Below are 14,165 nucleotides of genomic sequence, written 5' to 3' on the forward strand. Positions count from 1 at the left end.
GCGTTAGGCGTTAGACTTTAGGCATTAGGAAGACAGAGCAGGGCTCGATTGTACCCGAACGATCATTAGCCGTGGGGAGAATTTGTCGGGGGGTAGATTTCGTTATCCGAATCGGCGATCGTTCCCGTGGGGCTATGGGCTGCCGTTCGGTAATCCTTGGTCGTCATTCTCCCGGCAAGGTCCAACGTGTAGGTGACCGTATCGGTCAGGGAGGCTAATTGTCCCAAGGCTGTGTAGATGAACGACGTGACTGCGCTAATCCGATCGGTGGTCGACTTCCTACGCCCTCGCGCATCGAAGGTGATGTAAGTGTGCTTGTTCTTGGCATCGGTTTGCTTGATCGCGTTTCCAGCTTTGTCGTATTACGTCTTGGTAACCGCGCTATTGGTATCGGTTCGTTGGGTATCCTGATAAGGAACTTTCTCGGAGAAGTCGATTTTGCAACTGATTTAAAAACGTGGGCTTACGGAGTTCGAGACCGGATCGATCAGTCGTTCTAAGAGTACCGCGTTACGAAAGATCTGCTTCACAGAATTGCTCAACTTGCGATCTCAAATCTGATCTCAACCGCTCTCGATCCCACGGCTTTTACTTCGGAAAATCACCTTTATCCATGCAATCTCGTTTTTGCACCGGGCGATCGAGGTTACTTGGCAGCAGGGACGGTTATGCGTTTCACGCTTGGAACCATCTCCGCCGAGGATTTGAAGTGAATCACTTTTGCTTTGGGGACGCGATTTGTCATTACAGGGACTGGCTCGCTAAAAGAGATCGGTACCACATTTCCTGAAGATGCCGGACTTGCCGGAGTGAGGATAATGGGAAGCGATTCTTCCAACTCTTCAGCAGGAACGCTTTTTAGTTTGGTCGGTTCCTTCTCGAGTGCTGGCATCAATGCTGGGTTGGTATTGCCTGGCCCGACGGTCAATCGGATACCGTTCATGTGACTCCGATTTCCTTGCCAAGTCACGTCGTCCTCGAAGGGGTCGACGAGTACATCGGGCAGATCTCCACCTGTTGAGGAAGGCAAGCCCGTTGAGGAAGGCAAGCCAGTGGGGGCCAAGCTTGCGGGTGGCAAGCCAGAGGAGGGCAAGCCAGCGGGTGGCAGGTTCGCGGACGGAATATCGCGAAGGCTCGGTGCGTCGATCGTGGCCTTCGGAAAACGAGGCTGGAAGGGCTCGGGCGGCTTCTCTAATCGCGACGAACTGGAATTCGGAGGACTCGGTGCAGGTTTCTCAAGGATAGGCTTCGGTGCATCTATTGGTTCGTTCGATGCAGGGGGCATTGGCACGGCTCGTGCAGATGGCTTTGATAGAGGCTCTGACAGAGGCTCTTCGGGCGTGGGGGTGGGGTCGGTTTTTCGGACGGGAAGTTGTGCGGGGAGTTGTGCGGGGAGTTGCGACTGCGCTGTGGTGCGGCTGGAGGATTTATCGCTGATCTTTCCGATCGCTTGCTTCTCTATCGGAACACTTGGATGCATCGGCGTGCTGGGGGCAAGCTGGCGAACTGGCGGAGGGTACGCGTGTGCACTTGCAAACGGCTGCGCAGGAAGGGAATGTGCATAAACCATCGGCAATTGTGCCGCGCAAGATGGGCAGTCGCAGCCTGCACGAAGCATCGATTCGCAACCACAGGAGGGGGCCGTCTCGACACCACAGCTAGCTTCCACACCACAGCTAGCCTCGACACCGCAGTGGGGTTGGCTGTGATATACCGTTAAGCCTCGTGACCGTTGATAACGGGACTCGGCTTCAATGTTGTCGCCGATATGGTCGAAGTGCTTGAGAATCTTCTCAGCGAAGGAAAGCGACTTCGGTTTTTTGCGATGGGTGTGTCCACATCCTCCATCGCAAACAGGGCTCGTCTCGCAACCGCAAGTTGGTTCATGGGCAACGGCATTCGAATCGACGGGACTGGCAAACCACATGGTGCATGCGACGGTCAAGGACCGGACCATTCGCGTCCATTCACGTCGGCGTTCTTGTTGCAACTTGGCTGATTTCATAATGATCCCGTACCGCTCGAGGCTGGTGTTCCCGCATGCAGCACTCCTGGGGCTGCACGTTGACGACGGGGTAGTCGATGATGCTACCCGGAACAAGTTATCGAGACGTTACCGCCGGAATCCTCAGTGCTTTCGGTAAATCAAGCAAACTCGACGCAGTTTGCCTAGGTTCGCAGGAAGGAAGAGGTTTCGCGCCAAGGCGCCAAGTCCGCCAAGAAGAAAGGCAGTCCCTGTCGCATCGACAGTGGGCCGAGCAAAGCGAGTCAGGTCGAACCCGGATTTTGGGCTTCGCTGTGTGGCTAGATCTTTCGTCGCGAGAGCTGCTAGACGCGCCAGTAGGCGGATTCGGGATGGGCTCGGTAGGCAACGGAAAGCTCGGGAGTTTCAATCGTTTTCCCTTTTTGATAAAGGGATTCGACGCCGGCGATCACCATGCCGGAGGTGAGCAGCGTTCGTTCAACAGGATAAGGTGTCTTTCCATCGACAATCAAGTTTTCGATATGGTTGGCCAATGGATTGAAAAAGTCTGCCGTGGTCGAGCCATGGGTCGGCATCGGCAGGTACATTTGGCAGGAAATGATTTCACCGTTATCAGATCGCATACCAGCGTAATTGAAGTCCCGGATTGGAGCTAATAGGAGCGTGGTTCGGAACCCGTCCCTATGCTCGACGATATAGCCGATCGATTTGGCTAGCGTCTTGACCGCCCAGTCCCAGTCGACCGGAGCGGTTGGGTAGCCTGTCTCTACCGGGAGATTGTGGCTTCGAGTCAACGCGGAAACAATCAGTTTGCGAGTGTCCTCATAAGCTGCCCCTGACAAGACCTGCCAAAGCGATTCGTCTCGCAACGCCTGCACCGAGCGCACACCGACCTCGCCACCTTTTCGCCTCTCGGACATGCATTGGGCCGTCTCCAATCCATGGATATCGTAGCTGTCGACACCGCCATAGCAGACACAGACGCTTTCCCGAAGCGGCGTATCGAGCGGCATGTCGATCGAAGGCATTCGCCACGTCACTGGAAGGGAGGAGCCCGATAAAAAGGGAAAGCCTAATCGCTTGGAGTCATCGACGATCTCGCGGCATTCGCTCCACACCGTCGATAGATGTTTGTCATTAAAAACCGGAACGCTCATTCCAGAATCCTCAAAGACCTTCACGACCCGTTTGAACCATTCGTATCGCGGGTATCGTTTTTGCCCCTTCTCGTTATCAGGATACTTGCCATGCTCGGCGATGATCACCACGCCATCGACGGCGAGCTTGGACGTCCCCAAGGTCAGCGCCTCCTCGATCGTCGGGTAATCTTTCAATCCGTACTTGGCGATCCGTTCAGGTGCTAAATCCCCCTCGGGATGTTGGTCGATGTAAACCGAGGCGATATCAAATCGCGGTTTCTGCCATTTCCCGCCCCAGGTGTATCCCATCGCGTGGCGATCGAGGAAATGCTGGGCATGCGAATGAGTGCGCACCTCGGTCCCGAGAAACGCAATGCGTTTTCGCGGCTTACCGTCTTCCGCTGTTAGCAGGGATTGCAAACCAATCGTTGCACCCGAGAACGCGGCTGCAGTTGCAATAAACTCACGACGATTCCAAATTGGATTCATGATGGTCTCCCGGCCAAAAGAAAACTAAACTCAAAGTTGCAAAGAGTGGTAAGAGTCCGACGACGATCAATCCAGTGCTAAAGCTTTGGGTTGCATCGGCTGAACTGCCAAAAGCCATTTGCGCAACACCCGAGAAAGCCCACGCGAGAATGCCGGTAATGCCGGTCACTTTTCCTTGATGGCTCCTCGAAATGTCTTGCGAGAACGCGTAATACATCGGGAAGAGGCCCAAGGCTCCCGCGCCCGCAACCAGCAATACCGCTAGGAGCAGCGGTCCTTTTGGGATCCAAGGAACACAGGCAACGAGGGCGCATGCGAGGGAGCAAACCGCCACGGTCGCGGTGCGTGAGGCCTTGATACTCCATCCTCGACTAGCCAATGCAAATGCCATCGCTCCCGCTCCGATGCACCCAATATCGGTCACCAGGTACCAGGCAGAAGTGAAAACGAGCGTTTCGGTCTCGCTGTAACCAATCTGCTGTTGCAGTACCTTGGGAAGCCAAGCCCGGAGGATTTGCCAAGTCGTATTGATAGCAAGTAGGACGAGCAAGAGTACGAACAGCTTCCAACAGAAGACGTCGCGCCACCAAGCGCGAGGCTTGCCAATAGAAGTCTGTTCGCTCCGAGATGATCGCAAATCCGTATCTCGAACGAGTGCAAACCAAGCCGCAATCCAAACTATCCCGGCAGCCCCAATCACTTGAAAGCCGATACGCCAACTACCGGGCGTCGGAGTCAACAGCCAAAGCATGAGCAATGGCGTTGCGAAGGCTCCGATCGAAGTACCGCTTTGTAGCACGCTGTTTCCCAGCCCTCGTCCTCGAGATGTGAGAAGGGCTTGTGTCGTCTTCAGCCCGCATGGCCAATGCGCCGCCTCGAAAAATCCAAGCAGTCCACGGCAGATCAATAGATCGTCGTAGCCTCGAACATAGCCGGTCAAGAATCCCACCGCGGACCAAAGCAAAATGGCCATCGGATACATGAACCGAATGGGCAAACTATCGACAAGGAAACCGAAGACAAGGGAGCCCAGGGCGAACCCCCATCCAAAGCTGGCTTCGACACCGCCGTATTGCTTTTCGGTCAAGCCGAGTTCCGTCGTAATGCGAGTTGCAACGGATGCAAGGGTTTGTCGATCCATGTAGTTGATCGCCGATGCGAACAACAAAAACAAACAGATCACGACAACTTGTTTGGAAAGCTTCCCCGCAGGTGCATCGCCATCCTTTGAACTCATCCATCCCATGATTGACCATCCCAATCGATCACGCGTTCAAGCCATTGCACGACATCGCGGCTGAAGCATTGCAGCAAGTGCTCTCCTTTTTCACGTGTCGCCAAGTGGGGCCAGCCAATGTGCCCCGGTTTGCTTCGATCGGGGGTAGTCCAAGCGCGATAGCCAGGGCGAAATGCATTGCCTGGATCCACCGGTGCAGCCGATTGGTAATCACCTACCAAGTCGGGATGCAGCGCGAGAATCATCGACGTTTCCCATTCGCAGGCGTGTCCCATGTCGCGCTGGTGAATGTATGGAAAGTCTACCCAAGGTTCCGAACCGAGGGACCAATAGGTCGTCATCAGCAACAAAAGGTCGCTGCGAGTTCGCAATTCCTGTCGTATCTCAAATAAAGCCTGTTTTGCTGGAACATCGTTTCCACCGTGACCATTGATAATGACGATCCGACGGAATCCCGCCATGACCACGTTGTTTACCAACGATCGAAGCATGTCGAGATAATTGCGTGGATCGGCCGAAAGGGTTCCGCCAAAATCCAAATGGTGGTGGGAGTTACCAAGCCATTGCACCGGTGCAATGAGAACTTTTTCCGAAAGCGACTGTTCGATGCGTTGGACGATCGCAGTCAGTAGCATCGTGTCGGTACCGACGGGCAAGTGATGTCCGTGTTGTTCGATTGCTGCGACCGGCAAAATGATCGGTGTGTCGCGAGAAACCTTCTTAAGCGAAGGCCAAGACTGATTCGCAAAAAGCATACAGGCAGGTGGGAATGGGGAGGGTGGGGCAATCGCGCCCCATTCTACTCGATTCCCAACCGGGACAGGGTGAGATGGGCAAAAAAGTGAGTTTGCCTAATACGACAGGGGCTGCTGAAGTGTCGTTATTTGCGGAGCGAGGCATCAGGAACCCACGGTTGGCTCGCTATCTGACTGCGGTAGATAGGAAGGTAACGATAGTAGACTTCCAAGCTCAGGCAACCCAAAGCCGTGGTGTAAACTCGCCCCCCATATGCGCCCCACACGCAGCTAGGATTCCAAGAACCTTTCGCAGGTCCCTCCGCAATTTGAGTGGTGCACAAACGGAATTTGAGTGCATCGTTCCAGCTTTTCCAAGCGGATTCGAAGATGGCGGCATCCATTGAGTTTCCCGATGTCGACCGCAATTGATACATGGCGAGGGTAGCGTAGTACCAGTAGTAGAAATTGTCTTGCCCGCGGCCAGGTGGATTGGACAGAAGCATTCGCTGAGCTTCGTGGGCTGCTCCGGGCCGTATGGGATACCCCAGTAATAAGCGCGACGCCGTCGCTTCGGCCGTCATGGACGGGGTCGCTTGCTCGGCATTGTTGAAATTCCCAACGCGAGGTCGGTATGTTGCCAGACCACCATCTTGTCCCGCCGACACCGAATCGAGGAAGCGAAGCATTTTCGATCGCGAGTCGGCACCGATGTCAAACGCGTTGGCTTGCGAGGCGCTATGTAGCAACATGGCCTGCCAACCGAACTGACTTGTGTCTCCCGGATCGTCCGTAGGATACTCGTAACGCCATCCACCCGATCGAGGATTCATGGCTCGAATCGAGTACTGGCATGCTAGTCGAGTGGCAGGCAGAAGTTGGGGGTCCTGAGTAATCGCATAGGCCTCGGCGACGGCGAGCGACGCCATGCCATGGCTGTACATGCGAGCGAATCGAACCGCGTCCTCGCGACCTACTTGGTCCCTCCCTGACATATCGCCCGAGGGGAGTTGTTGACCGAGGAGGTATCGAAGCCCTGCATGAACGGTGGGCGCATAAGGGCCATCGAGATGGTGATGCCCTGCCCCCAAGAATGCGAGAATCGCAAGGCCCGTCATGGCGGTGTTGGCGCGAACACCGGCGTTCTGTCGGATCTCTCCATCCGGTCCTGCACGACCGATCATGATGGGGTTGCCCCCTCCATGCTCCGCGGCATTCCATCCCCCATCGGGGCCTTGGGCGCGCGACAACCAATCCAATGCGTTCTGAACAGCCGCTTCGGTGTTTTCATCCCCCCCACCCGCGCGCACGATATCCATGCGATTGGGAGCGAATCGATTTTGATAGGAAGACTGACTCGCCGACGAGGGGGGCGAAGAGGTGGACTGCATTCGTGGGGCGACTGCAAGTCCCGCGGACGGAACCGATGGAATCGTTTGGGAGCCCCGATCTGGCAGTCGGGTAGTAGGGAGTATTTCCTCCGCCTTGGTTGATTCACCCACCGCAGGGGCAGCTGCTTGTTCGGATAAGAACTCTGCCAGCGCAGCGGTGTCTGGCTCAAGCGTTGGAAGGGCGGCCGCGAGGCTTGGATTATCGGTAGGGGAGGCGGCCAACGGTTCGGGGGCGGGGAGTTCGGGAAGCGGCAGGTCTGCTACCGCGTTGGGTGAAGTTTCCGCCTCGACGGATGTCAGAGGAGCCTCCCAAGGTCGAATCTCAGGCTCGTGGTCCGCAGAATCGCTTGGACTTTGGGATGGTGATTGTTCGGAAGGCGATGCGGGTACCTCGGGGGGTTGAAGTTCTGGAGATGGTGACGCTGGAGAAGGTGAGGCGGGAGTAGGAGTCGTGTTCGCTTCCAAGGTCATTTGGACGACGCCGGGGCGATACGTACCACCGCCGTAACCACCCCCTGCCCCTGGGCTGATGACTCGAGTACCGTAGGCATACATCAACAGCCAAACGTGGGCAAGAAATGCCAACGCAATGCACTTCGTCAGCGATTTGGTCTGTCCCCATCGGGTCCAAGAGGCAACAAGGAGAGTTAGGGCCACCAACGCGAAGAGGCATCCTAATACGATAGCCCACCAGCGGCTCGTCGAAATGTCTCCGATCGCTGCGAGCTGGAGTGCTGCCGTTGGATGGATGGGGGTCATGATTTACCGCTGCATCGATGCGCTAGGCATTTGGCTGCTGGCATAACGCAGGTTCAAGTTCTTATTTCCTGTTTTCTGAATTGTTGCCAGTACTTCGCAGACCATTTGATGGGAGCAATGACCGTCTGCCTCAAATTCCACTTTTAAATCGGGGTAATTTCGAGTCGCTTCCAGCAACGCGTATTCCAGTTGCGAGAGGGAGAGGGGCGTGCCGTCGAAACGGATTCCACCATCGCTTTGGAGCGCGACGACTTTTCCTTGTGGGGCCGTCATCATAGCGCCGCCATTGGCCACTTTGGGCAAGTGGATTTCGATCGACCCTTCGTTTTCTGAAAATCGCGTCCCCACCATGAAGAAGATCAATAGCAAAAAAAGGACGTCGATCATGCTTGTGAGATTGATGGACGGAAGCTCTTCCTGACTTAATTTAAGCGGCATAGCAATTCCTTCTATCAAGCGGCTTTGCGCGAACGAGTTCGACCGCGCGAGGAATCACTTTCTTGCAAGCCCTCTGCACTGATCGCATCGACCAAGCGTTGGGAGTGCATATCCATCTCGGAGATCAAACGGTCCGTGTGACCGAGGAAATACATATACATTAAATAAGCGGGAATCGCGACCAGAAGTCCTGCCGCAGTCGTCAGCAACGCTTCGCTGATCCCCCCTGCCAGCATTTCCGGTCGCCCCATCGCTTGCGAACCTGAGATGTCATTGAACGATTGGATCATCCCCATGACCGTACCCAGAAGTCCAAGGAGAGGCGCAACATTGCTGATCGCATTGAGCAATCGCATGTGGCGTCGCAGGCTATTGCTTTCCCGCTCACCTGCATCCAAGACGGCTTGCTCGATCTCCACAGCGGGGCGGCCATAACGTTTTACGGCGGCAGCGAGCAAGGTAGCGATCGAACTCGGATTGCGCTCGCACAGTTCGAGAGCTTCGTCGCGGTCGATCTGCTGTTGCTGAAGCTGCTCGATCAAGCGTTTCACAAAAGGACGAGGTATGACCCGACCGGTTCGAAGCGAGATAAATCGCTCGAACGAAAAGACCATCAATACAAACGAGCAGAGGGCGATGGGGTACATCATGATCCCTCCATCGTGGAACATTTGAAGCAGGCTTCGTACCGGGATCTTGCCCTCAGCGTTTCCTGCCGTTTCGTCCGTCGGTGTGCCCATCGGTGCTCCCACCGGTGCACCCGATGTGGAATTGGGATTGGCCGCGAGCCGAGCATCAGGGCCGTTCACCCAGCCAGGGTTGCTTGAGGCGTTGCCCGCTGGACTAAAACTATTTGAATTGGCGGTGGGGGTCTGCGCAGGAGTGTTGTAGAAGCTCTGCCGGATCTGCGGCATGTTCCCAACGGTGGAGCCGGGGTACGGGGATCCAGGGTAGGCGGTGCCGGGCCCACCTGGGGATTGCCCTGTCGCGGTAGAAGCGATGGCGGTGCAAATGCAGAGTATCCCCAAGCTCATCGATTTGTTCATTATCATCCTGATATGCAAACTCATCGCTTCTTCCCTGAACCGATTCGCTCTGCTTGTTTGGCCTTGGTCATCAAATCGCTCAGACGTTCGCTGGCCGTCTTAGCAAATGGAGACTCGGGGTATCTTTCCTGCACTCGTCGATACCATTCGACCGCCGCATTGGGATCTTGGCTCATTTCTGCGCAGACGCCCAATTGCAACACGCTGGCCGCATGCCAGTGTTCTTCACCAGGAATGGATAGAACGCGTTGATAGCTCGCGGCAGCTTCGGCATACCGACGCTGCATCATGAACGTTTCGCCTGCCATCCACCCCGCTCGAGCCAAAAGCGTTGCGTTTGAGTTGCTCGACGCAATCGCAATTCGATCGAGTCGCTCTCTCGCACCCTGGAAATCGGCCCTGGCAATACAACACCGCGCTAAGAGGTAATCGGCTTCGTCGGCTTTCTTCCATTTGGGAAAATCGCGACAAAGCGTTGAAACCATCGATTCGGCTTCCTGCCAAGCATTGCGGTTCGCTAGCGTTTCGGCCTGTCGAAGCATGACCAGTGGTAGCCAGGTAGGGGGAGTTGGTTCTTTCTCGGAGAATGCCAGCAGCCATTCTGCGTGGGGGCCGATTTTCGACCATTGCTCGGATCGATAGAGGAGTTCCAGCAATTCCACGCGCAAAGTGATTTCCAGTTCGACGGTTAGCTTCCCTTCGTCAAGTCCTCGCTCGAAGCATTGAATCGCCTCCTTGTTTTCGAGGGCGAGCGCATGCCCTTTGGCTCGGATGTACCACGCGAACGCCTTCCAAGAATCGGGGCACCCTAGCTCAGTGGCTTCCTCGGACAGTTTGATCGCCTGGTCCCAGCGATTGGACTGGGCATAATCGCGAGCCAATCGGAGTCTCGCTTCGATGCTTATCCCCGTTTCTGGATACCGTTGGATCAACTCCAGAAAGACGGCTTCCGATGAGTCGCTCGACCCAGCATCCGCAAACGCGACCCCCAGATCATAGAGGAGTTGTGCAGGGATGTTTCCGGCTAGTGCCAAATCCACGATTGGCTCGAGTTCTTTCGCAACATCGACCGCCTGGGAAAGCTTCTTCTTTGCGGTGATCTCCAACAGCTTGGCTCGAATGCGGAATTCCGACGAAGGATCCTGTTGGGCGAACTCCTTTAGTCGATCACACACTTCCTGCCATTGATTTTTTGCGGCAACACATTCGATTGCGTTCCAAGAGGCGAGGGTTTGGAGGAGTTGATGCGATGGACTGGACTGTTGTTGACAAGCCTCGATTGCTTTAGCGAAGCACTCCAACGCTTCGTCGGAGGATGGATTTTCGCGGCAGAGCAAGCTCCCGAGTTCGAGCCAAACGTGGGGAGAGCATGGACTTTGCGTCGGCCAAGCTTCCGAGGTGCGAGAGTCGGTTCCCTTTGCATCGGTCGAGTTGCGAGAAAGCTGCCGAAGCCGTCGCTCCGCCTCGCGCGTCGATCCCTTCGAAAGGTCGTACTTGGCCAATAGCAGATGGGCAGCCTCCACCCAGCGGTCCCAGGAGGGAGAAACGATTGTCTTGCCACTTGAGCGTGTTTGCGTTTCAAAGGTGGACGCATGTTCGAGCCAGCGCTGGATCTCGGAAGCACTTGGGTCCGAGGGATCGAGGTTCCATCCTGCTAGTGCGGCGAAATACTCTGCTTGAATCGCAAGCTCGGAGTTTGGCGTGGCCCGAGCGACCGTCAAGAATTCTTGCTTGGCACTGGCAAAGTCTTTCTGAGCAAAGGCTTCGGTCGCTCGTTGGAATGTCAACGCGACTTCGGAGGGGCGCGCGAGGGGTTCCTCCCCACTTGAGAAGCGGCTAGGGAAAAGCACGAGCAGGCAGCAAGCGAAAATCGCTAGCACCGAATTTCTGTCCTGCTGGTTCGAGTTCATGGGGCGGAAACGATAATGTGCGAAGGATACGAAGTGTGGGGGGGCTCGGAGTTGCGGTTCGGCGGCCTCCGACTTCCGACGTGCGAATTCCGGCGTGCGAATTCCTCTGTCGATACGAAATAACCACCGAGCGTTTCAAGGGGAGAATTCGGTTGCTCCCAATTTCCGGAAAATCCTGTAAGCTTGGCGGCATCATTCCTTTTCATTCTTTTAGGCAACGGCAGGAGTTCCTCAGATGGGTCTTTTTCAAGAATTCAAAGCGTTTGCGATGCGCGGCAACGTAATCGATTTAGCGGTCGGCGTTGTCATCGGCGGCGCGTTTGGAAAGATCATCAACTCGCTCGTCGAAAATGTGTTCATGACTCCACTGAACTTGATCACGGCGAAAAGCGGTGTGAATTTCAACGGGTTGTCGTTGAAGTACTCCCATTTGACTGGTGGAAAGATAGAGCTTCCTGTCTTAAAGAAAGATGGGACACCTGAGCTCGATGCGAACGGCAATGCTGTCATGAACTTGACCGACCCGGATATTCTCAAGTACGGGCCATTCATCCAAACAACATTCGAATTCATCATCATCGCGTTCGCCTTGTTCATGGTGATCCAGTTGATGAATCGTATGAAGAGAAAGGAAGAAGCGGCACCGGCGGCAACCCCGGAAGATGTTCTTTTGCTCCGCGAAATCCGAGATGCGCTCGCCAAGTCAGCACCTCGCCGCGCCGAGTAATTCGCGCCGAGTAATTCGTTCCGGGGGATCGGGCTGGGTTTTGCACAGATTTCCTGGCTGCCATCGCCCTGCCGCCTGCGACCAGACACAGAGTAATGGGAATTTATACGGGGGATTGGAATGGGGAACACGAGCCTGCATTGGCGTTATGCGGTCAAACAGTTTGATGCGACCAGAAAGATTCCGAGCGAGCAATGGGAAGAGATCGAGGAGAGCTTGGTTCTCACTCCAAGCTCCTTTGGATTGCAACCATGGAAATTCATCGTCATCACTTCCCCGGAAATCAAGGCGCAGCTGCAAGGTGCCTCTTGGAACCAAACGCAGCCTCGCGATTGCTCTCACATGATTGCCTTCGCAGCATTAAGAGAGGTAACCGAGGAGTACGTCGATGCGTTCCTGCAATCCGTATGCGATGGCCGAGGTGTCGGCATGGATACCCTCGCTATGTACCGACAGGTCTTGCTCGGCTTTCTTAAGAACCAGGAAGGTAAGCACTTTGAATGGGCAACGAACCAGGTTTACATCGCACTCGGACAAGTGATGGCGGTTGCAGCCTCGATGCGTATCGACGCTTGCCCGATGGAGGGGATTGTGCGCTCCGAATATGATCGGATTCTCGGCTTAGACGGGTCGCTTTATGGAACGGTCGTCGGCTGTGCCCTTGGGTATCGGCATTCCGACGATAAGTATGCGTTGGCTAAGAAAGTTCGCTTCGCTCGACAGCTCGTGATCGAGTACCGCGCATGAGTCGCCACCACTTGCCAACGGTTCCCGCTTCCCAGAAGTGGCTCGTCGATGGATTTTGTTGGTACGCGCGCGGTATGGTGCGCAAACAGTTCAGTTCGTTTGGCTGGGCGACCGATCAGGTATTGACCGAGATCGATCCCAACGACGCTTTGGTGGTCTGCGCCAACCACGCCAGTTGGTGGGATCCAATCGTGGCAATGCTCCTTCGCCAAGCCTTGATGCCAGAGAGAACCTTCTACGCACCGATCGATGCCGAGCAACTCGAAAACTATGCCGTTCTGAAAAAGATGGGCTTCTATGGTGTACAGCTTCAAAGTTTCTCTGGTGCCCACCATTTCCTATCGACGAGCAAGGCGATTCTCGCGATGCCTAATACGTCCATTTGGATTACCCCAGAAGGACGGTTCTGCGATGTACGCGATCTGAGCCAACCTCTCATGCCGGGTCTGGCCCATTTAGCGACGAAGGTTGAGAGGACGGTCTTTCTTCCGCTCGCCATTGAGTATCCGTTTTGGGATGATGCCCGCCCCCATGTGTTCATCCGATTCGGTACCCCCTTACGAGTCGATATCGGGGGATTGAAATCGAAAGGGGAGTGGAATGACGCGATCCTGCAACCGTTTCGGCAGAATCAAAAGGAGTTGGCGGATTTGGTCATTCGCCGCGATCCGAATCAATTCGGATATCTGATACCCAATCGGCCGCAGCGTTTGAACTGGTATGACTTTGCTCGCAGTTGGGCTGCTTGGGTGCAAGGCAAACGCTTCGATCCAAGACATTCCGCCCGATTGCCAAGGCCTCGCAATGGATTCTAGCGACCCACCCACCCACCCTAGCTTCGATTCCTACGCTGCGGAATACGAGGAAGCACTCGCCAAAGGAATTGCTCTCTCTGGGGAATCATCCGACTACTTCGCATCGGCTCGAATCGAAATAACGCGGCAAAATCTGCGACGATTCGGATTCACGCCATCCCTCGCTATGGATTTCGGGTGCGGAACAGGGAATAGCGTTCCCTATTTGTTAAGCACACTCGAGTGCAGACGCGTCATCGGAGTCGACCCTTCAAAGGCTTCGTTACAAATTGCTGCACAGAAGTTATCCGACGCAAGGGTAGAATGGTGTGCTCCAGAAAACTGGAGGCGTGATCTGTTTGTCGATTTCGCCTTCTGCAACGGAGTGTTTCATCACATCCCACCCGATGCCAGGCTTGATGCGTTGCGGTGGATTTACGAACGGTTAACGCCGGGTGGTTGTTTCGCGTATTGGGAAAACAATCCGTGGAATCCTGGTACGCGTTGGGTGATGCACCGCATTCCCTTTGATCGAGAAGCAATTTGTTTGAGTGTTCTCGAATCGAAACGGCTCATCGAGCAAGCTGGGTTTCGGATTCGAGTTAGCCGAAGTGCTTTTTACTTCCCGAGGTTGTTAAAAGGGCTTCGAGTGCTTGAGCCATGGTTGTCTCGGTTCCCGCTGGGAGCGCAATACGGGATCTTGGCTACGAAGCCGTCGAACGGTCGTCCTCGACCGTTCTAGCATGTCAGACGCTTTTATTAGACCGAGC

General features: G+C 55.1%; 13 protein-coding genes. 4 read left to right on the forward strand and 9 right to left on the reverse strand.

Annotation, left to right across the window (positions count from 1 at the left end):
* Positions 1 to 65: 65 nt before the first annotated feature.
* From SH467x_RS15615 to SH467x_RS15655, 9 genes are all read right to left on the reverse strand, one after another.
* Positions 66 to 227: a hypothetical protein gene (locus SH467x_RS15615; protein WP_482368037.1), complete on the reverse strand. Its 162-nt coding sequence runs from the start codon at positions 225 to 227 to the stop codon at positions 66 to 68.
* A 419-nt stretch (positions 228 to 646) separates the two neighbouring features.
* Entirely contained in the window at positions 647 to 2,005 is a 1,359-nt protein-coding gene (locus SH467x_RS15620) for a hypothetical protein (RefSeq protein ID WP_482368038.1), read from the reverse strand.
* A gap of 323 nt (positions 2,006 to 2,328) precedes the next feature.
* Positions 2,329 to 3,612, reverse strand: coding sequence for a hypothetical protein (locus SH467x_RS15625; RefSeq protein ID WP_482368039.1), 1,284 nt, complete (start codon positions 3,610 to 3,612; stop codon positions 2,329 to 2,331).
* On the reverse strand, positions 3,587 to 4,849 hold the full coding sequence (locus SH467x_RS15630) for an MFS transporter (protein ID WP_482368040.1): 1,263 nt from the start codon (positions 4,847 to 4,849) through the stop codon (positions 3,587 to 3,589). The genes SH467x_RS15625 and SH467x_RS15630 overlap by 26 nt, the downstream gene beginning before the upstream one ends.
* A complete protein-coding gene (locus SH467x_RS15635) occupies positions 4,846 to 5,604 on the reverse strand; it encodes a creatininase family protein (protein ID WP_482368041.1) in 759 nt (252 codons plus the stop codon). Before SH467x_RS15635 ends, SH467x_RS15630 begins: the two co-directional genes overlap by 4 nt.
* A 125-nt stretch (positions 5,605 to 5,729) precedes the next feature.
* Positions 5,730 to 7,733, reverse strand: a complete 2,004-nt coding sequence (locus SH467x_RS15640) for a prenyltransferase/squalene oxidase repeat-containing protein (RefSeq protein WP_482368042.1) — start codon at positions 7,731 to 7,733, stop codon at positions 5,730 to 5,732.
* A gap of 3 nt (positions 7,734 to 7,736) precedes the next feature.
* Positions 7,737 to 8,171, reverse strand: coding sequence for an ExbD/TolR family protein (locus tag SH467x_RS15645; RefSeq protein WP_482368043.1), 435 nt, complete (start codon positions 8,169 to 8,171; stop codon positions 7,737 to 7,739).
* A gap of 14 nt (positions 8,172 to 8,185) precedes the next feature.
* A complete protein-coding gene (locus SH467x_RS15650; protein WP_482368044.1) occupies positions 8,186 to 9,241 on the reverse strand; it encodes a MotA/TolQ/ExbB proton channel family protein in 1,056 nt (351 codons plus the stop codon).
* Positions 9,238 to 11,127 carry a tetratricopeptide repeat protein gene (locus tag SH467x_RS15655; RefSeq protein ID WP_482368045.1) on the reverse strand — a complete coding sequence of 630 codons (1,890 nt, stop codon included), beginning with the start codon at positions 11,125 to 11,127 and terminating at the stop codon, positions 9,238 to 9,240. Before SH467x_RS15655 ends, SH467x_RS15650 begins: the two co-directional genes overlap by 4 nt.
* A 235-nt stretch (positions 11,128 to 11,362) precedes the next feature.
* Between SH467x_RS15655 and mscL the strand changes: the two genes are divergently transcribed.
* From mscL to SH467x_RS15675, 4 genes are all read left to right on the forward strand, one after another.
* Positions 11,363 to 11,854, forward strand: coding sequence for a large conductance mechanosensitive channel protein MscL (gene mscL / locus SH467x_RS15660; protein WP_482368046.1), 492 nt, complete (start codon positions 11,363 to 11,365; stop codon positions 11,852 to 11,854).
* Positions 11,855 to 11,974: 120 nt separating this feature from the next.
* A complete protein-coding gene (locus SH467x_RS15665; RefSeq protein WP_482368047.1) occupies positions 11,975 to 12,601 on the forward strand; it encodes an NAD(P)H-dependent oxidoreductase in 627 nt (208 codons plus the stop codon).
* Positions 12,598 to 13,416 carry a lysophospholipid acyltransferase family protein gene (locus SH467x_RS15670; RefSeq protein WP_482368048.1) on the forward strand — a complete coding sequence of 273 codons (819 nt, stop codon included), beginning with the start codon at positions 12,598 to 12,600 and terminating at the stop codon, positions 13,414 to 13,416. The genes SH467x_RS15665 and SH467x_RS15670 overlap by 4 nt, the downstream gene beginning before the upstream one ends.
* Entirely contained in the window at positions 13,406 to 14,137 is a 732-nt protein-coding gene (locus SH467x_RS15675; protein WP_482368049.1) for a class I SAM-dependent methyltransferase, read from the forward strand. The genes SH467x_RS15670 and SH467x_RS15675 overlap by 11 nt, the downstream gene beginning before the upstream one ends.
* Positions 14,138 to 14,165 lie beyond the last annotated feature (28 nt).

It is taken from the genome of Brakhagea slesvicensis (assembly GCF_052161625.1).
GTDB lineage: Bacteria > Planctomycetota > Planctomycetia > Pirellulales > Pirellulaceae > JBKCUI01.